The following is a 17427-nucleotide window of genomic DNA, read 5'->3' on the forward strand; positions in this document are numbered from 1 at the left end:
AACCAGCTTTTGCACTATTCGCGCAGGCGGTCGCGCAGCTCGTAGTACCAGTAGGTCAGCTGCGCGGCGAACAGGCCCGCCGCACCACCCGTCGGCGGCAGTTTCCACGGCGCGAAGCGGGCCAGATCGGCACCGTCGCCGCACAACGCTGCCGCCAGCACTTCGCCGGCCAGGGTGGTGGGCGCCACGCCGTGACCGCCGAAGCCCATGCCGTACCACTGGCCGTCGGGCAGGCGGCCAAGTTGCGGCATCTTGTGGCGCCCGTAACTCATCTTGCCGCTCCAGGCGTAGTCGACTTTCACGCCGGCCAGTTGCGGGTAGACGCGCAGCATGTCGCCATACAGCAGCCGGGCGACGTCCGCGGGCGACCTTTCGCGCACGGCAATGCGCCCGCCCCACAGCAGGCGCGTGTCGGCCAGCGGACGGTAGTAGTCGAAGGCGAAACGGGTGTCGTAGACGGCGGCGCCGGTGCGCAGCGCCGTCTGCATGCGCTCGCCCAGCGCCTCGGTCGCCATCACGTAGGTGGCAATCGGCAGCATGGCGCCGGCAAGTCGGGGTGACAGGCGCTCGAGGTAGCCGCCGCAGCAGATCACGACGTCGCGCGCGCGCACCTCGCCGGCCGCGGTGCGCACGCGCCAACCTGAGCCGTCGCGCACAATGCCGGTGGCGCGGCTTTGCTCGTGGAGTCGGATGCCGCCGCCGGCCAGCGCGCGCGCCAGCCCGCGGGCATACTTGAGCGGGTGAAAGTGGAAGGCGCCAGGCTCGAACAGCGCGCCGGAATAACGGTCGGTCAGCAGCCGGCCGGCAAGTTCGGCGCGGCCGATGCGCTGCCACTCGACGCCAAGGCTGTCGGCCATCAGGCGCTGCTGGGCGTCGAGGATGCGCTCGTCGCCAAACCAGTTGGCCAGGTAGACGCCCTCCTCGCGCAGCTCGCAGTCGATCTCGTATTGACGGATGCGGCGGCGGATGGTGGCGACGGCGTCGAGCGTCAGCGCGTACAGCTTGCGGGCGTTGTCCAGGCCGACCGCGCGGACCAGGCCGCGCTCGCCGAGCGAGAAGCCGCCGAACACGAAGCCGCCGTTGCGCCCGGAGGCGCCGTAGCCGACCGTGGCGGCCTCCAGCAGCACCACGTCGCGCTGGCCGCGTTCCATCAGCGACATCGCTGTCGCCAGGCCGGCAAAGCCGCCGCCGATGATGCAGATCGCATAGTCGGCCTTGCCATCGATTGCCGGGTAGTCGGCCGCGGCCGCTGTCGCCCGGTAGTAATGCTGACCGGGCAGTGGCTCAGGCATCGCCGAGCGTGGGGTAGCCGCTCATGGTCAGGCGGAATCGTTCGCTGTCCGATACAAGGGTCGCGTCGGCGCCGAACGGGATCGTCACGCGCTTGTCGATGTGACCGAACTGCAGCCCCGTCAGAACGGGCAGCGGCAAGGTGGCGCGCAGATAGGCGAGCATGCCGTCGAAGTCGTAGCCATGGTCGGCCGGGCCGAGCCGGTAGCCGGAAAAGTCGCCCAGCACGAGCGCCTGCTGCCGGCCGAGCACGCCTGCCTGCATCAGTTGCAGCAGCATGCGCTCGACCCGGTACGGGTGCTCGCCGATGTCTTCAAGGAACAAGATGCCGCCATCGATCTCCGGAAAATAGTCGGTGCCCAGCAGCGAGACCAGCATCGCCAGGTTGCCGCCCCAGATCTTGCCGGCCACATTGACGCTCGGATTGCCCGCCGCAACTTCGGTGATCGTGTGGGTCGGGCCGGCCAGGCACCGCCAGAAATTGTCGAGCGTGAAATCGACCGGTTCGGCGGCGCAGAAATCGCCGGCGAACATCGGCCCGGCGTAACTGAGGCCACCCGTTTTCTTGTACAGCGCCATGTGGAAGGCGGTCAGGTCGGAAAAGCCGACGAAGATCTTGCCGCTGGCGGCCACCGCGTCGAAATCGATGCGCGGCAGCAAACGCGTCAGGCCGTACTGGCCGCGCAGCGCGATGACCACCTGGACGTCGGGGTCGGCCACGGCCGCCTCGAGCTGCGCCAGGCGGCCGTCGTCGCTGGCGCCGAAGCGCTGGAACGCCTGCGCCGGATCGTAATAGTTGTGGACGACGCAGCCGCGCCGCTCCAGCAGTGCGATGCCGCGCGGGATGACGGAATCGTCGGCCGGACGGCCGGCGACCGCGACGATGGCAATGCCAGGTGGTGTTGTCATTATTGTTTTTCGAAGAGGCGTGGAAGGTTGTCTGGCGCCATCTTACCGCGCGCATGCTGGTCGATCAAGGCAAGCAGCCTTTCGATCAGTTGCGGCGGCAAGTCGTGCCCCATTCCTTCGATCACCTCGAGCCGGGCATCGGGCACCAGGCGCGCCGTGTCGACGCCGCACGCCAGCGGCACCAGCGGGTCGGCGGCGCCGTGGATCACCAGCGTTGGCCGCTCGATCTGTTTCAGCAGCGCCACCCGGTCACCGGAGGCGATGATCGCCAGCATCTGGCGGGCAAGGCCGGCGGGACAGACGTTGCGCCGCATCGCCGCCGCCACCCGCTGGCGCAATAGTTTTTCAGGTGTCGGGTAGGCTGGGCTGCCGATGGCGCGGAAGATGGCGGCGCCGTGGGCGGCCAGTTGCTCGAGGTCGGTGGTGTCGGGCGGGCGCCGCGTCAGCGCCGCGCGCGCCGCCGGCGTCGGGCCAGGCAAGCCGCGCCTGCCGCTGGTCGACATGATGGACGCGAGCGTCCGCACGCGCCCGGGGTGGCGCGCCGTCAGCACCTGGCCGATCATGCCGCCCATCGACACGCCGACGATGTGCGCCCTGGCTACGCCGAGTGCATTGAGCACGCCGAGCGCGTCGGCCGCCATGTCATCGAGGCGGTAGCGGCTGCGTACCGGCAGGCGCAGCCGCGACAGCAGCCAGGCCAGCGCCAGTTTGGGCGTGCCGTCCGTATCGAATTTGGTGGACAGCCCGCAATCGCGGTGATCGAAACGGATGACGTAATAGCCGAGCTCGACCAGGCCATCGACGAAGTCGTCCGGCCAGGCGGTCAGTTGCATGCCAAGGCCCATCATCAGCAGCAGCGGAATCCCCTTGGGATCGCCGGCAGTCTCGTAGGCAATGCTGATGCCGTTTGCAGTGAGGTTGGGCATGATGGAACGCTGGTTCTCGTGCGTCCAGCATACCATTATTGATCCGCTTGATGCACCTGCGCGCGTGCGAAATCGGGCCTGCCAGGCCTACTCGGGCGTGCCCAGCGGGACCAGCGAGCGCGCCCGCGCGCGCCGTTCGGCAAAGAAGCCGCGCAGCATGGCGCTCGCTTCATCGGCCAGCACGCCGCCGACCAGTTCGGTGTGGTGATTGAGCTGCTCTTGCGCGAACAAGTTGAGGACGGAGCCGCAGGCGCCGGTTTTCGGATCGGCGGCGCCGTACACCACGCGCGCCAGGCGCGCATGCAACATGGCGCCGGAACACATCGCGCACGGCTCGAGCGTGACGAACAGTTCGCAGCCGGGCAGCCGGTAGTTGCCGAGCTTTTCGGCAGCCGCGCGCAAGGCGACGATCTCGGCGTGGGCGGTCGGATCGTGGCGTCCGATCGGCTGGTTGCAGCCGACAGCCACCACTTCGCCATCCTTGACGACGACCGCGCCGACCGGCACTTCGCCCAGGGTCCATGCATGTCGCGCCTGCGCCAGCGCCAATTGCATGAAATCGATATCAGGCATCGGTGATCTCGGCCCAGCAGTTGGGCGTTTCGTGCAGCACCAGTTTGTGCAGGTGCAGGCCGGTGCCGAAGCGATCCTTGAAGACCGCTTTCAGGATGTCGAACGCCACGCGCGCGAGGTTCTCGACAGTCGGGATGCGGTCGATCACGACCGTCTTGTGGCCGGGCAAGGTGGCGAGGAACTCGCGCACCGCGTCGTCGCGCTCGTAGACGATGAAGGCGTGGTCCCAGACGTCGACCAGGTGTTCCTTGGCGAGCGACTTGATGTCGGAAAAGTCCATGATCATGCCGTTGTCGGAACTGCCTTCGACGTCAATGACGGCGCCGGTCAGCGTGATTTCCAGCGTGTAGCGGTGGCCATGCAGGTTGCGGCACTGGCTCTTGTGGTCAGGAATCCGGTGTCCGGCATCGAATTCGAGCTTGCGGGTAATGGTGAGCATTGCTTCTTGTTTCTCTTAAGGTATCTGTAACAGTTTGTGGGTTTGCAAGCTGAGCTTCCAATGCGGATGCAGCTTGCAGGTTTCGATCGCCAGGCGCGTGTTGTGGGCTGCCAGCGGGCCGTCCATCGGCTGCACGAAAAAATTGTCGAACTCGAGCTGCTCGTAGGCGCGCAAGTTCTGCCCCGATTGCGGAATCACGACCTTGATCTCGTTGCCTTTGGTGACCACCAACGTCGAGCCCATCTTCGGGCTGACGCAGATCCAGTCGACCCCGGCCGGCACCGGCAAGGTGCCGTTCGTTTCGATGGCGATCTCGAAGCCGACCGCGTGCATCGCCGCAATCAGCGCGTCGTCGAGCTGCAGCAGCGGTTCGCCGCCGGTAAAGACGACGTACTTGCTGGCCGGGTAGGCGGATGGCCACAGGGTGTCGATTTCGGCCGCAAGCAACGCCGGATCCGGGAACTTGCCGCCGCGCTCGCCGTCGGTGCCGACAAAGTCGGTGTCGCAAAACGTGCAGACGGCGCTGGCGCGGTCACTCTCGCGTCCGGTCCACAAGTTACAGCCGGCGAAGCGGCAGAACACGGCCGGACGGCCGGCGTGGGCGCCCTCGCCCTGCAGCGTGTAGAAGATTTCTTTGATGCTGTATGTCACTGTAAACCCCGATCGTCAACCGACCATTATAACGCGCCGTTGCGTACCAGTCGCGGAAGCGGCATTCCGGCCGCTTCCTGATACTGTTGAGTTTGGACAAGACCCGAGTTCCTACAGCAATGTAACTTCACGCCATACGATTCGATCAATGTGTGAAGGAAGTGATGAAGATTGCAACGCGCCATCTCGCCGGCAGCGCCATTGCGCTGGCCGCCCTCGCCCTGGCAGTGGCCGCCGCACTCGGCAAGTGGCCCCCTACCCAGCCGCTGGTGCCGCTCGCCGCCCTGTGGCTGGCGTTGCTGGGATGGGGTTTCCATGCCGCGCTGCGGCGCCACTTGCAATTTCACGATCAGCTCGCGTTTGCGCAATCTCAACTTGAACTCGAACGCCGCGCTCGCGCCCTCGCCGAGCAAACGCTGGAGCAGACGCATACGGCGCTGTGCCGCAAGATCTTGCAGCAGGACCAGCTGCGAGACAGCGAGCGCAACCGCATCGCGCGCGATATTCACGACGACCTTGGCCAGCATTTGATGGCGCTGAAGATCGAACTGTCGCTGATGCAGGGCAGCAGCCAGGGCGTCCATCCGCCGATCCACCGCAAGATCGGCGCGCTGATCGACCAGCTCGGCCTGACGATCCAGTCGCTGCGCCGCATCATCAACGACCTGCGCCCGCTGGAACTGGAACACGGCCTGCGCGCGGCGATGGAACGGCACCTGTCCGAGTTTTCGCGGGTCAACGGCATCCGCCACCAGCTCGATGCCGACCCGGAAGCATTAATGGGTATCACTGACCACGCCATCGACGCGATGCTGTTTCGCATCCTGCAGGAGTCGCTGGCCAATGTGGCGCGCCACGCCGAGGCAACCGAAGTGAAGATTGCACTGACGCGCCGCGGCGACCTGCTGACCCTGGACGTGCGCGACAACGGCATCGGCATGGCCGGCCACCCCGCCACCCATGGCTGCGGCCTGGCCGGCATCGCCGACCGCGTGAGCGCCGTCGGCGGCAAGTTCGTCATCGACAGCAAACCGGGCGCAGGCACGGCGCTGACGCTGTCGATACCACTGTTGCGCCCGACGGCAGTTCAATCAGGCTGATCCGACCAACGTTTGCTGTAAATCAAGCATTGGCAAGCTCGTCGTAGCAAAATCGGAACTTGTCGGTAGTCAATCTTTTGCCCACAGGATAGTTTTTTTACAGGACCTTCCATGCACACGACAACAACAAGAACGCAGCCGTCCGACATTGCCGCCCCCAGCCAGGACCGCAGCTTCGGCAACAAGCTGCTCGAAATGCTGGCCGTCCCTGCGTTCGTGCTCGACACCAGCTGCAAAGTCATGCTCTGGAACCGCGCCTGCGAGCGCCTCACGGGGGTGCCCAGCGGCGAAGTACTCGGCACGTCCGAACACTGGCGCAGTTTCCACGACCAGCCGCGGCCCAGCCTCGCCGACCTGGTGATGCAGCAGCGCACCGATGAAATCCGCCTGATCTATCCGCGCCAGGCCAAGCCGCATGACGCCACCGCGCTGTGCGCCGAAAGCTGGTGCGAGATGCCGCGCGTGGGCGAACGGCGCTACCTGGCGGCCGACGCCAGCCCGATCCTCGATGACGGCGGCGCTCTGGTGGCGGTGGTGCAGACGCTGCGCGACCTGACGGACGAGAAAATGGCGCAGATCAAGCTCGAACAGCTGGCCACCCGCGACGGCCTGACCGGCCTGGCCAACCGCCGCTGCTTCGACGAAACGCTGCACGCCGAATGGGCGCGCGCACTGCGCCAGAAGCAGCCGCTGTCGCTGCTGATGGTCGACGTCGACAACTTCAAGGCCTACAACGACACCAACGGCCACCTCGGCGGCGACGAATGCCTCAAGCGCATCGCCACCGCCGTGGCCAGCGAAATGCGCGCCAACGACCTGGTGGCGCGCTACGGCGGCGAGGAATTCGCCGTGATCCTGCCGAACGAATCGCTGAAAGGCGCCGCTATCGTCGCCGAACGCATCCGCTGCCGCGTCGAGCGGCTGAAAGTGGCCAACGCCGGCGGCCCCGACGGCAACGTTACGGTCAGCATCGGCGCCGCCACTGCCATCGCCTCGCAGGAGGCCACGCCCAGCCAGCTGGTCGGCATCGCCGACGCCGCCCTGTACCGCGCCAAGCACATGGGGCGCAACCGCATCAGCCTGCCCTTCGCGGAAGCGAGCTGACCGCGTGCCGGCGCCCAGTCGCCGGCAATCGCGGTCCCGTCGCTGATCAGGACGTCATTTTCTCCCAACCGTGGCGCACCGCCGCCTTCATCTTGTCCCAGGCCGAATGGGGATGACGGCTTTCCCAATCGCTGCGCAGTGCCGGCTCTACGTCGCGCCACGGCTGGCCATGATAGGTCTCGCCACCCGCCATCTCGGAGCCGTAGCGGTAGGCCGGTTCGTAGTCGTCGAAGTCGCCGCCGGCGGCGCTGGCGGTGTGGTGACTGCGGTAGTACGCTTCAATTTCCTCAGCCGTTTCCGCCTCGGCGCCTTGCGACGGATCGTCCATGCGGTCGAACACGCGCACGCCGCGGCGCTGCGCGGGCACCGGCGAGAGGCCGGCGGCGCCTTCGAAAAATTGCTGCGACCCCTGGCCGGTCGCTTCATGCATCGACTCCCGCAGCCCTTGCACCGACCCTAGCGCGCCTTGCGCCGCACCCTGCCCGCCCGCCATGCTCTGCTGCGACATCGATGCGGACTGATGCTGCGCGTCCGTGCCCATCCGCACGGTATCGCCGGCCGGCGCGCCGCCGCTCCATGCCGCCGCCTGCTCGTCGATGTCGACCGGGCCGAAACGCTCGACGATATCGGCCGCGCGCTCGACGTCAGGTTCGTTGGGCGCGCTCAAGGTCAGCACGTGGTGCCCGCGCGTGACCGCGTCCGAATACTTCTGCACGTATTCGCTGTCGTCAGTGCCGAACATGCTGCCCAGGAAGTTCCTGATGCTGTCGCCGATGCCTTCGCTGTGCGCTGTCGCTGCCTGGGCCGGCGCGCCGGTCGGATCGGCCGCGCTCAGGTTCATCTGCTGCGGCGAGAAGCCGGCTGCCGCCAGCGCGTCGATGGCGGACTGCGCGTCCCCACGGTTGGCGAAGACTGCAATAAGTGTGCGTTGCATGATGGGTTCCTTGAAAAATGTTCCGAGCCACTTGTTACGAGCCACTTGGCGCCCTGGCTGCCGGTGCTTGCGAAAACACAGCCGCACCGACGACTCAGAGTACTCCAAAAGCACCGCCGACCTGCGCACCATTGACCTCGCTCAAGCGTGTATTTCGCCCCAGGCAGAAGCTGAAAGAAACGCGCCGCCGGGCGCCGAGGAACGTTATGCCAGAGCAGTCTGTATCACCGTATTCGATGTCCTATTCAGTCCCGCCGGAGTCAATATCGCCGCTCCTCTACCAGCGGGCAAATCCACGTGAGCCGCATGGCGACGAGACTGAGCCGCCGGAAGCGGCCGACCGCCTGCTCCACGCCATGATGGCGAGCGCCACCGGTGGCGTGGCGCCAACCAGCCTGGCGCTGGCGGCAACCGACTGGCTGATGCACCTGGCGATGTCGCCGGCCAAGTGGCAGCAGCTGGTGCAAAAGGCATATCGAAAGAACATGCGCTGGTTCAGCTATGCCAGCCAGGCCGGCTTCGGCGCACCCTGTGAGGCCTGCATCGAGCCGCTGGCGCAGGACCAGCGGTTCCGCAGCCCGGCGTGGCAGATCTGGCCGTACAACCTGATGCAGCAAGCCTTCCTGCTGAACCAGCAATGGTGGCACAACGTTACCACCGGCATCGACGGGGTCACCCGCCACCACGAACAGGTGGTCTCGTTCGCCGCGCGCCAGCTGCTCGACATGGCGTCGCCACTGAACTTCGTCGCCACCAATCCGGACGTCAGCGCCGCGGCATGGCGCGAAGGCGGCGCCAATTTCCTGCGCGGCGCCCTGAACTTCGCCGAAGACCTGCAGCGTGCCGCCACCGGCCAGCCGCCCGCCGGCACCGAGCAGTTCCGGCCCGGCCACGAGGTCGCCGTCACGCCAGGCAAGGTGATCTTCCGCAATCACCTCATCGAAGTGATCCAGTACGACCCTGCCACTCCCACCGTGCACGCCGAGCCGGTCCTGATCGTGCCGGCCTGGATCATGAAGTACTACATTCTAGACCTGTCGCCGCATAATTCGCTGGTGCGCCACCTGGTCGGGCGCGAGCACACGGTGTTCATGATTTCGTGGCATAACCCGACTGCCGCCGACAGCGAACTTGGCATGGACGACTACGTGCGCGACGGCGTAATGGCCGCGATCGACGTCGTCTCCGAGCGCGTGCAGGGACAGCGCATCAACGCCGTTGGCTATTGCCTCGGCGGCACTTTGCTGGCGATCACGGCAGCTGCGCTGGCCGACAGCGGACGCGAGCAGCTCAATTCGCTCACCCTGTTGGCGGCCCAGACCGACTTCTCCGAAGCGGGCGAACTGATGCTGTTCATCGACGAGGGCCAGATCGACTGGCTGGAAGACCTGATGTGGCAACAGGGCTACCTCGACAACCGGCAGATGGCCGGCGCCTTCAAGCTGCTGCGCTCGAACGACCTGGTATGGTCGGTTGCGGTCAACCAGTACCTGCTCGGTCGGCGTGCGCCGATGACCGACCTGATGGCGTGGAACGCCGACGCCACCCGCATGCCGCGCCGCATGCACAGCGACTACCTGCGCCACCTGTTCCTCAACAACGACCTGTTCTCCGGCCGCTACCGGTTCGACGGCGACCCGATCGCGCTGTCGGACATCGGCAAGCCGCTGTTCGCGGTGGCAACGATGCGCGACCACGTCTCGCCATGGCGCTCGGTGCACAAGATCCACCTGGTGCCGAACTGCGACATCACCTTCGTGCTCACCAGCGGTGGCCACAATGCCGGCATCGTCAGCGAACCGGGTCACCCGGGTCGCAGCTTTTACATCGCCAACCGTCCCCAGGGCGAACTCTACCTCGACCCGGACACCTGGGTCGCCGCGGCCGAACAGCGCGTCGGCTCGTGGTGGCCCGCCTGGCTTACCTGGCTCGACCAGATGTCGGTGAGCGGCATGGTGGCGGCGCGCGCGGTCGAGGAAGGACTGGGCGCGGCCCCCGGCAACTACGTGCTGGAGCGTTAGTTGAACGGGTTGTCCACCGTTTGCGTGCCGGCCGGCGGTAACGCATCCGGCAGCGGCGACGCTTCCATGTTTGCCACGGCGGCGGCCAGCAGCCGGAGCAACAGTTTCGCCCGCGCCAGGCCGGCCTTGTCAAGCGTGAGGTCGACCTCGCCGGCGATGGTGATGCGGTCGAGGCGGTTCTCGACCGTGAGGTCGCCGACTTCCAGCACGTCGGCCTCGTTGGCGAAGGGCGTAAAATTCAATGGGGATTCGCTCATTGGCGGGTTTCCTTGGTTACAAGCGCAGCAGGTACGCCGATTTCTTGCGTTTGATGTTCGGCAGCCGCAGCATGGTGTGCTTTTGCTGCGGCGTCAACGACGGCAGCAGGTCAATGCCGACCACCGCCTCCAGTTGCGCTACCGACATCGCCTGGTACTCGGCGTCGGCGCGATTTTCGATGAACCAGGCTGCGCCGGCGCGGCGGCGCGGACTGTACACCAGTTTATACACATGGCTCGGCACCATCACGTTGCCGACCTTGCGCAGGCGTGCGCCGATGAATGCCGGGCCGGTGATGACATACAGCGAGCCCTCCTTCTTCGCCATCTTGCGCACCGTGCCCTCGATGCTGGCCCACACATGGCGATTGATGTCGGCGTCCTGCGGCACCATGTTAGCGAGCGTAAAACTTTCATGCTGCGAGCGCCGGTCCGGCATGTTGCCGTTGGGCGCCATGTGGCCGCGGTCGAAGCCGCTGCGGGCATAGTCGGCCAGTTCGGCGCGCTGCGATGGCGGCAGCCGCGGCTCGGCATGAAATGAATTCTCGCGCGACAGCTCCTTTGCCGCGTGCAGATTATCGGCCCGGAGGAATTCGGCCGACCACAGCGGCGTACGGGTCACCCCCGAATGCATCACGCCGAAGACGCCGAAACACAACTCGCGCGTCGCGTTGACCAGTTTCGGGTTGCGGATTTCCGGCAGGCGGCCGTCGACATAATGCGCCGGGCAATCGCCCGCGAACGCCGGCGCGGCGGCCAGCAACAGCCACGCGAGCACCGCCGCGCCAAACCTTTTCTGCAGCATGAATTCCTAGCTGAAACAAATCGACGCCGCATTCTATCCGAGAAACCAAGGCAACGGCAGCGCAGCTAGGCCCAGGCGCAGCGGCGGCAGGCTCCACGCTGCAAGCCCCGGCGCCAGCTGCAGGACCGCCGACACGGCCGCCGACTCGGCGCGCCTGATGGTTTTTCTGCGCAGCGCCACCGACAGCCCGATCAGCATCGCCCGTGGCAGATTGCGGTGACGGCCGCGAGCATGGCGCTGGCCAACGTCAGGCCGCCCAGCTGTCTATCCCTATCGGAAATACGCCGTTCCGGCTGCTTCCCCAAGCGGGGTCAGTGCCGGCAAACGCACACGGACTCGTCACTGACCGATCCTGCGGATGAGCCTGCTTCCCCAAGCGGGGTCGTGCCGGCAACCGCGCACGGACTCGTCACTGACCGATCCTGCGGATGAGCCCGTGTGCGTTTGCCGGCACTGACCCCGCTGGGGATATGGACGCTCGTTGCGGATGGGCTCGTGTGCATTTGCCGGCACTGACCCCGCTGGGGTATGGACGGTCGTTGCGGATGAGCCCGTGTGCGTTTGCCGGCACTGCCCCCCTGGACAGCTGCCCCTTGGGCCGCTACGGCAACAGCAGCGCGTGCTGGCTTGCCGTATGCAAGTCACGCCAGACGCGATTGATCTCGCTATCTTCGTGCGCAGCGCGCAGGCCGCAGCACGGGTACAGCTCATCGACCGCGCTGCGCCCCGCCTCGACCAGCGACAGGGAGGCGGCATGTAATTCGGCGCAGTCCTGCTCCGGCAGCGTGACGCCGTCGACAACCTGCTGCCAGGCACGGTCGAGCAACCGGTAGAAGCGGCTGCGGGCGGCAGCCATGCTTTCGGTCGCGTCGGCCAGCCGGCGCGCCACCTCGGGCGACTCGGCCAGCGCCATCGCGGCCAGCGGATGCCGTCGTCCGGCGATCGCCTCGGTTGCCAGGCGCACGAAATGCGCCGCCATGCCGGCCACGTTGGCCGCCAGCGTTACGAATGCCAGGCTGAGAAACGGAAAGCGGTAAAGCGGGCCAGCCGCGGTCGCATGGGCTGGATCGATGACGAAGCCGTGGTCCGCATGGACCCATCGGTTGTCGATGCGATAGGCGTGCGATGCGGTCGCGCGCATGCCGATGCTGCGCCACGTGCTCAACAGCTCGACATCCTGCGCCGGCACCAGGAAGGCGCGGATGCGCTGGGCGCCGGCATCATCGAGCAACGGCACGCCATCCTCGCGCAGCACCGCGTTGAGCGTGAAGTGCGTGGCCATCGGCGCCCCGCTGGCGAAGTCCCAGCGGCCGCTGATGCGAAAGCCGTCGCCATCGACATCGGCGAAACCGGTCGGCGCGCCGCTGCCGGCCACGCACACGCGCTTGCCGCCAACAATGTCGCGCGCCAGCGCCGGCGGCAGGAATCCGGCAAACCAGCCGGCGCCGGCGCACAGCGTGACGACCCAGCCCATGCTGCCATCGACGCCGGCGATTTCCTCCTCAAGCCTGACGACTGCCGGCAGCGGCAGCTCAGCCCCGCCGGCGGACTTCGGCGCCAGCATGCGCAACCAGCCGCGGCGGTGAATCAGGGCCTGCTGCACCGGATGCAAAAAGCGAGCGGCATCGGCGACCGGCGCGTAACGAAGGATGCGGCCGAGATCGCGTTCGACGAGGGAGTGCTTGAATATATTTGACATTCAAGCATTTTCCCACGGGATCGCTATTTGCGGTGCTTGGCGAGAAATTGCCAGATCACTTCGTTGCCGTCGATGTCGCGGCTGGTCAGGCCGATCGGCAGGCCAACGTTAAACGGATCGGCGCCGGGCCAGGTGTGGCCGCCTTCCCGGACCGTTATCAACGCAACGCTCTGGGCGCCATTGCTTAGCTCTTGGTACGACACGTCGGTGCCGTCGCCGGTGTCCGGGTTGATCAGCCGTGGCGCCACCGCCGTGGCCGCGATGCCGTTTTGCTTGAGCCAGTAACTGTAGGTCGCTTCCGCCGACAGGTAGCCGGTGCTCTTGCCACCGTAGGCGACGACCTTGTCCGCCGTTCCATGGATCAGCATCATGCCGACCTTGCCTGGTTTTGTGTGGTGCTGCACCACGGGTTCGGGCATCGGCGCGCCGACCGCGGCGACAGCCGCGAACAGATGCGGCAACTCGGCAGCGGCGCGCAACGCGAAAAAGCCGCCGCGCGACAGGCCCGTCGCATACACCCGCTGGCTGTCGATGCGAAACTCTTGCGTCAATTTGGCCAGCAACGCTTCAGCAAATCCGATGTCGTCGGTGCCATCGAGATACGACTGCCCGAAGCCGACATTCCAGTCCTGTTTGATGCCCGACGGGTAGACGACGATAAACTGGTGGCGCTCGGCCGCCTTGTTCATCTGCGTGTACAACATCTGTTCGGCCATCGTCATGCCGCCACCGTGAAAGTTGAACACCACGGGATAGCGCTGGTCGGGATTGGCGGCATACGACGCTGGCGCGTAGACGAGGTATTTACGCTTCTCTTCTTTGTGGACCAGGGTTTTCACCTGGGCGACGGCTGCAGTGGACACTGTCAGCAGGATCAGCAACTGGATCAGGAATTTCATGGTGCGTTCTCGTTGAAGGTAATGGAGAACGCAGCTTAGTGAAGCGGCGGTGAAATCGAGGTGAAATGCGTCGGGATTCTTGCTCGAAAACTGTCAACGGCACCCCCTACCATGCATGCACTAGCACGGCACAATATCTACCCGATAAACCGCATCGCCCGGATGAAAGCTCACTTGCCATCCCATGGCGCCGGCAACGCGAACCAGCAGATTCTGTCCGTGCGCAAAGCCCTGGATGCGCAGCTCCTCCGTTACCGTGTTGAAAATGCTGAGACAGCCATCGGCGAACACCACCCGCAATTGCGACCCGGCCCCGCCATGAAACAGCGCGTTGCTCAGGCAGTTGTTGATCAGCAGCGCAGTCAGTTGCGGATTGCCCTGCACCGCCAATCGGTCGGGCAACTCGATCGCCAGTTGCCGGTCATCCCACCGGCCGCCCTGCAACAGCTTCAACATGCTGTGCTCGATGCACATGCGCAAATCGAGCGCCTCCGCCGGAATGTGTTCGGCGCGTGCCAGCGCGAACAACACTTCGATGGTGGCACGCACCTCATCGAGGCCGGCCTGCAACTGCGCCACGTCGAGCGGACGCGAGCCGGCCAGCGCGAGCGTGTTATTCATCACCGTCAGCGGCGTGCGCAGTTCATGGCTGACGTCGCGCGTGAACGCATGTTCGCGCCGCAACGCATCCTGCAGCTGCCCGAAGCTGCCGGCCAGCCGCTGCGCGAGAAAGCCGATCTCATCTGGTCGCCCATGCGCGCTGAAATCGATCGCGCTGTCGAGCTTCACGCCGCGCGCTTCGTGCGCCAGCACTTGCAGCGGCAACACCAGGCGCCGCGCCAGCAGGTAGGCCAGCAGCAACGCCAGGCCGAGCAGCGCGAGCGCGACCGCGATCAGCACGCCGCCGACGTCGGCGACCAGTTGCGACACCACCAGCAGTGGCGCCGCATCGGCCAGCATGTACAAGCGCACACCGCCGGCAACGTCCAGCGCTCTCAGGTGATAGTGCTGCCCGGTCCGCGTAAACACTTCGGCGCGCCGGGCGGTGGGCGTGGCGGACTGCCGCACCGCATCCGGCAACGCGTCGAAGCTGCGGTAAACGCGGATCAGGTCGTTGGCCACCGGCCCGACCTTGCCGTGCTGGCGGAAATACGTCGCGGCGGCAACCGCCTCGCGCTCGAGCAGGCGGTCGAGCACCATGTCTTCGGTGACATAGGCGATCACGACCGCAAGAGCGGTGTAGCAGACGCAGATCAGCACCGTGAATCCGGCCAGCGCGGCGAACAGGCCCTGTCGGATCGTCTTAAACATCGAGCCGGTAGCCCAGTTGTTGAATCGTCGTGAGCATGTTGCGCCCGCTTGCCTGTTCAAATTGCCGGCGCAGCGAATAGATGTGCGATTTCAGCGCGTCGCTGTCTGGCGGACTGGCGCCCCACACATGCTGGACCAGCTGCGTGCGCGACACCGCTTGCGGGTGCTGCTGACACAGCAGCAACAATATCTTGAAGCCGATCTGCGTCAGCGCGACCGGCGCGTCCTGGTACAGCACCCGCATTTCCTTCGGCAACAGCGTCAGCGGCCCGAGCACCATTTGTTGATGCACATGCAGATGGCGGCGCCGTGCCAGCGCTTCGCAGCGCAGGGCCAGTTCGCGCAGGTCGAACGGCTTGGTCAGGTAGTCGTCGGCGCCTTCGCTGAAACCGCGCGCCTTGTCCTCGAAATCGTCGCGCGCCGTCAGCATCAGCACCGGCACGTTGCTTGGCGCCTTCGCCTTGATGTCGCGGCACACCTGCAAACCGTCGATGTCGGGCAAATTCAAGTCCAATAGCACGACGTCGTACGCTTCGCGGGTGGCCAGATCGATTGCCAGCGCGCCGTTGCCGGCGTGGTCGGTCTGCCAGCCCAGCCCGTCCAGGAACTCGGCCACCTGGCGGGCGATGGTCGGATGGTCTTCGACCAGCAAGATGCATAGCGCAGTTCGGTTCATGTTCGCGATTCTAGCCCATCAGCCGAGCTGCGCCATCGCCGCCAGCCGGCCGGCCAGCGCGGCGACACTGGCGCGCAGCGCCTCGGGCGCGACGATGCAGGCGTCGAACGGCGCCGCGCACAGCTGGCGTGCGAACCAGTCAAGGTCGTCTGCCTGGCCGCGCAGGCGCACGCCATCGGCGGTCGGTTCGAAGAAGCCGATTTCATCGAAGAAGTGCGCGCTGGCCGATTGCAGGTCGGTTTTCAGGATCACCTCGATCGCATGCGCGCGCGTGATGCCGGCGATCGATTCGCGCAGGTAAGCCAGCGCATCGAAGCCGTCCGGGCGGGCAAATGTCAGCGGCCGCGGCGCGATGCCGGCGATGCGGTCGAGCCGGAACGAGCGCATGCCGCCACGCAGCCGGCACATGCCGACCAGGTACCAGCAGCCGCCGCGCAACGCCAGGCCGTACGGATCGACTTCGCGTTCGCTGCGAACGCCGTCCTGGCCCCGGTAATGCAGCAACACCCGCTGCTGCGCCAGCGCCGCCGAACTGAGCGCGACGAGCGTCTCGTTGGCCGACGGCGCCCTCGACGGCGCGGCAAAGTCGAGCCGCACCGTCTGGCTCACCGCCCGCACCCGGCGCTTGAGCTCGGCGGGCATGATCCGCTCCAGCTTGGCCTGCGCGCTTGCCGCCGCCGGCGCCGCTTCAGCCAGCGCCAGGCCGCGCGCGGCCAGCAGGCCGACCGACAGGGCCAGCGCCTCGTCGTCGGTAAACATCATCGGCGGCAGCTTGAAGCCGGCCATCAGCGCGTAGCCGCCGTCGCGCCCGCGCCGGCTGGTGATCGGGATGCCGATCTCCTCCAACGTGACGATGTAGCGGCGCACCGTGCGCGTGTCGATGCCGAGCCGAGCCGCGATGTCGGCGCCGCTCAGCTGGGCATGGGTCTGCAGCAGTTCGAGCACTGCCAGCACGCGGGTGGTCGGATGGTACATGGCCGAAAGATAACAGATTAATAGGGCCAATTCTGTCCTGATTGCAATTTATCCTGCGCTGGCCTCTTTACCAACCCAGGAACCGAATCATGCTCAGCACCGCACAGTTGTCGCTCTACTTCGTCGTCGTCTTCGGCATCATCGCGCTGCCCGGCATGGACATGGCCTTCGTCATGGCCACTTCGCTGCTGGGAGGGCGGCGCGCCGGCATGGCCGCGGTCGCCGGCATCGTCGCCGGCGGGCTGTGCCACCTTGCGATGGCCGGACTCGGCGTCGCCGCGATCCTGCGCTGGTCGCCGGCGCTGTTCCAGCTGATGCTGATCGGCGGCGCCGCCTACATCGCATGGATGGGCGTGGCGTTCCTGCGCAGCAGCGGCATCGCCCTGCCCGGCCACGCCGGCGCGCTGTCGTCGCCGCGCCAGGCGTTTCGCCGCGCGATGGTAACCAGCCTGCTCAACCCGAAAGCCTACATCTTCATGTTCGCCATCTTCCCGCAATTCTTGCAGCCATCGCTCGGCCCGCTGTGGATCCAGGCCGGCATGCTCGGCGCGATCACCTCGCTGACCCAGGCCGGGGTGTATGGCGCCCTGGCGCTGGCCGCGGCGGCGTCGAGCGGCTGGTTTGCCGGCCACCCCGGCGCCAGCCTGTTGGTGGCGCGCGCCACCGGCGTGCTGCTGCTCGGCGTCGCCGGCCTGACCGCCAGCCAGGCATTTTCCTACGTGCCGCTGTAGCGGCCATGACGGCGCCACACCGGAATTTTGAACTTGCCCGGAGCCGCTGAGGTCTAACGTAATGACGAAGTAGCAGGAAAGTTACATTCTATAAATATTTTTCCCGTTCATAATTATTAACGTTAGA

General features: G+C 66.1%; 19 protein-coding genes. 4 read left to right on the top strand and 15 right to left on the bottom strand.

From position 1 onward, the window contains the following. Positions 1–14 precede the first annotated feature (14 nt). The 6 genes from CR105_RS11630 to queE form a co-directional block, all read right to left on the bottom strand. Positions 15–1292, bottom strand: coding sequence for an NAD(P)/FAD-dependent oxidoreductase (locus CR105_RS11630; RefSeq protein ID WP_099788608.1), 1278 nt, complete (start codon positions 1290–1292; stop codon positions 15–17). Further along, positions 1285–2199, bottom strand: coding sequence for an LD-carboxypeptidase (locus CR105_RS11635; protein WP_099788609.1), 915 nt, complete (start codon positions 2197–2199; stop codon positions 1285–1287). The genes CR105_RS11630 and CR105_RS11635 overlap by 8 nt, the downstream gene beginning before the upstream one ends. Then, complete coding sequence (locus CR105_RS11640) at positions 2199–3125, bottom strand: alpha/beta fold hydrolase (protein ID WP_099788652.1); 927 nt, start codon at positions 3123–3125, stop codon at positions 2199–2201. The genes CR105_RS11635 and CR105_RS11640 overlap by 1 nt, the downstream gene beginning before the upstream one ends. 87 nt (positions 3126–3212) lie before the next feature. Further along, positions 3213–3698: a tRNA adenosine(34) deaminase TadA gene (tadA, locus tag CR105_RS11645; RefSeq protein WP_099788610.1), complete on the bottom strand. Its 486-nt coding sequence runs from the start codon at positions 3696–3698 to the stop codon at positions 3213–3215. Beyond that, entirely contained in the window at positions 3691–4137 is a 447-nt protein-coding gene (gene queD / locus CR105_RS11650) for a 6-carboxytetrahydropterin synthase QueD (protein ID WP_099788611.1), read from the bottom strand. Before queD ends, tadA begins: the two co-directional genes overlap by 8 nt. 15 nt (positions 4138–4152) lie before the next feature. Then, the gene (gene queE, locus CR105_RS11655) at positions 4153–4788 is read right to left on the bottom strand and encodes a 7-carboxy-7-deazaguanine synthase (RefSeq protein ID WP_099788612.1); all 636 of its coding nucleotides are present in this window, start codon (positions 4786–4788) and stop codon (positions 4153–4155) included. A gap of 164 nt (positions 4789–4952) precedes the next feature. Here queE and CR105_RS11660 point away from each other — a divergent pair, with 164 nt between their 5' ends. Both CR105_RS11660 and CR105_RS11665 read left to right on the top strand, forming a co-directional pair. Further along, positions 4953–5888: a sensor histidine kinase gene (locus CR105_RS11660; protein ID WP_099788613.1), complete on the top strand. Its 936-nt coding sequence runs from the start codon at positions 4953–4955 to the stop codon at positions 5886–5888. Between the two features lie 111 nt (positions 5889–5999). Continuing rightward, complete coding sequence (locus tag CR105_RS11665) at positions 6000–6992, top strand: sensor domain-containing diguanylate cyclase (RefSeq protein ID WP_099788614.1); 993 nt, start codon at positions 6000–6002, stop codon at positions 6990–6992. A 46-nt stretch (positions 6993–7038) separates the two neighbouring features. Here CR105_RS11665 and CR105_RS11670 read toward each other — a convergent pair whose 3' ends face one another. Continuing rightward, positions 7039–7926, bottom strand: a complete 888-nt coding sequence (locus CR105_RS11670) for a hypothetical protein (RefSeq protein ID WP_099788615.1) — start codon at positions 7924–7926, stop codon at positions 7039–7041. 236 nt (positions 7927–8162) lie between these two features. Here CR105_RS11670 and CR105_RS11675 point away from each other — a divergent pair, with 236 nt between their 5' ends. Continuing rightward, positions 8163–9947, top strand: a complete 1785-nt coding sequence (locus CR105_RS11675) for a PHA/PHB synthase family protein (protein WP_099788616.1) — start codon at positions 8163–8165, stop codon at positions 9945–9947. On the opposite strand, the gene CR105_RS11680 is transcribed toward CR105_RS11675, so the two are convergent. The 8 genes from CR105_RS11680 to CR105_RS11710 all read right to left on the bottom strand — a co-directional run bounded on the left by CR105_RS11680 (position 9944) and on the right by CR105_RS11710 (position 16599). Continuing rightward, positions 9944–10204, bottom strand: coding sequence for a hypothetical protein (locus CR105_RS11680; protein WP_099788617.1), 261 nt, complete (start codon positions 10202–10204; stop codon positions 9944–9946). The genes CR105_RS11675 and CR105_RS11680 overlap by 4 nt on opposite strands. A 16-nt stretch (positions 10205–10220) precedes the next feature. Beyond that, complete coding sequence (locus tag CR105_RS11685) at positions 10221–11009, bottom strand: DNA/RNA non-specific endonuclease (protein ID WP_099788618.1); 789 nt, start codon at positions 11007–11009, stop codon at positions 10221–10223. Between the two features lie 33 nt (positions 11010–11042). Further along, positions 11043–11207: a hypothetical protein gene (locus CR105_RS28305; protein WP_180288164.1), complete on the bottom strand. Its 165-nt coding sequence runs from the start codon at positions 11205–11207 to the stop codon at positions 11043–11045. Positions 11208–11610: 403 nt separating this feature from the next. Then, positions 11611–12708, bottom strand: coding sequence for an acyl-CoA dehydrogenase family protein (locus CR105_RS11690; protein ID WP_099788619.1), 1098 nt, complete (start codon positions 12706–12708; stop codon positions 11611–11613). 23 nt (positions 12709–12731) lie between these two features. After that, complete coding sequence (locus tag CR105_RS11695; protein WP_099788620.1) at positions 12732–13607, bottom strand: extracellular catalytic domain type 1 short-chain-length polyhydroxyalkanoate depolymerase; 876 nt, start codon at positions 13605–13607, stop codon at positions 12732–12734. Positions 13608–13727: 120 nt separating this feature from the next. Further along, positions 13728–14918 (bottom strand): sensor histidine kinase, encoded by a 1191-nt coding sequence (locus tag CR105_RS11700; protein ID WP_099788621.1) that lies wholly within the window; start codon positions 14916–14918, stop codon positions 13728–13730. After that, positions 14911–15594, bottom strand: a complete 684-nt coding sequence (locus CR105_RS11705; RefSeq protein ID WP_099788622.1) for a response regulator transcription factor — start codon at positions 15592–15594, stop codon at positions 14911–14913. Before CR105_RS11705 ends, CR105_RS11700 begins: the two co-directional genes overlap by 8 nt. 18 nt (positions 15595–15612) lie before the next feature. Continuing rightward, on the bottom strand, positions 15613–16599 hold the full coding sequence (locus CR105_RS11710; RefSeq protein WP_229413895.1) for a helix-turn-helix transcriptional regulator: 987 nt from the start codon (positions 16597–16599) through the stop codon (positions 15613–15615). 59 nt (positions 16600–16658) lie between these two features. On the opposite strand from CR105_RS11710, the gene CR105_RS11715 reads away from it, so the two are divergent. Continuing rightward, positions 16659–17300 (top strand): LysE family translocator, encoded by a 642-nt coding sequence (locus CR105_RS11715; RefSeq protein WP_099788624.1) that lies wholly within the window; start codon positions 16659–16661, stop codon positions 17298–17300. Positions 17301–17427 lie beyond the last annotated feature (127 nt).

The sequence above is a fragment of the Massilia eurypsychrophila genome (genome assembly GCF_002760655.1).
Taxonomy (GTDB): Bacteria; Pseudomonadota; Gammaproteobacteria; order Burkholderiales; family Burkholderiaceae_D; genus JAFCUW01.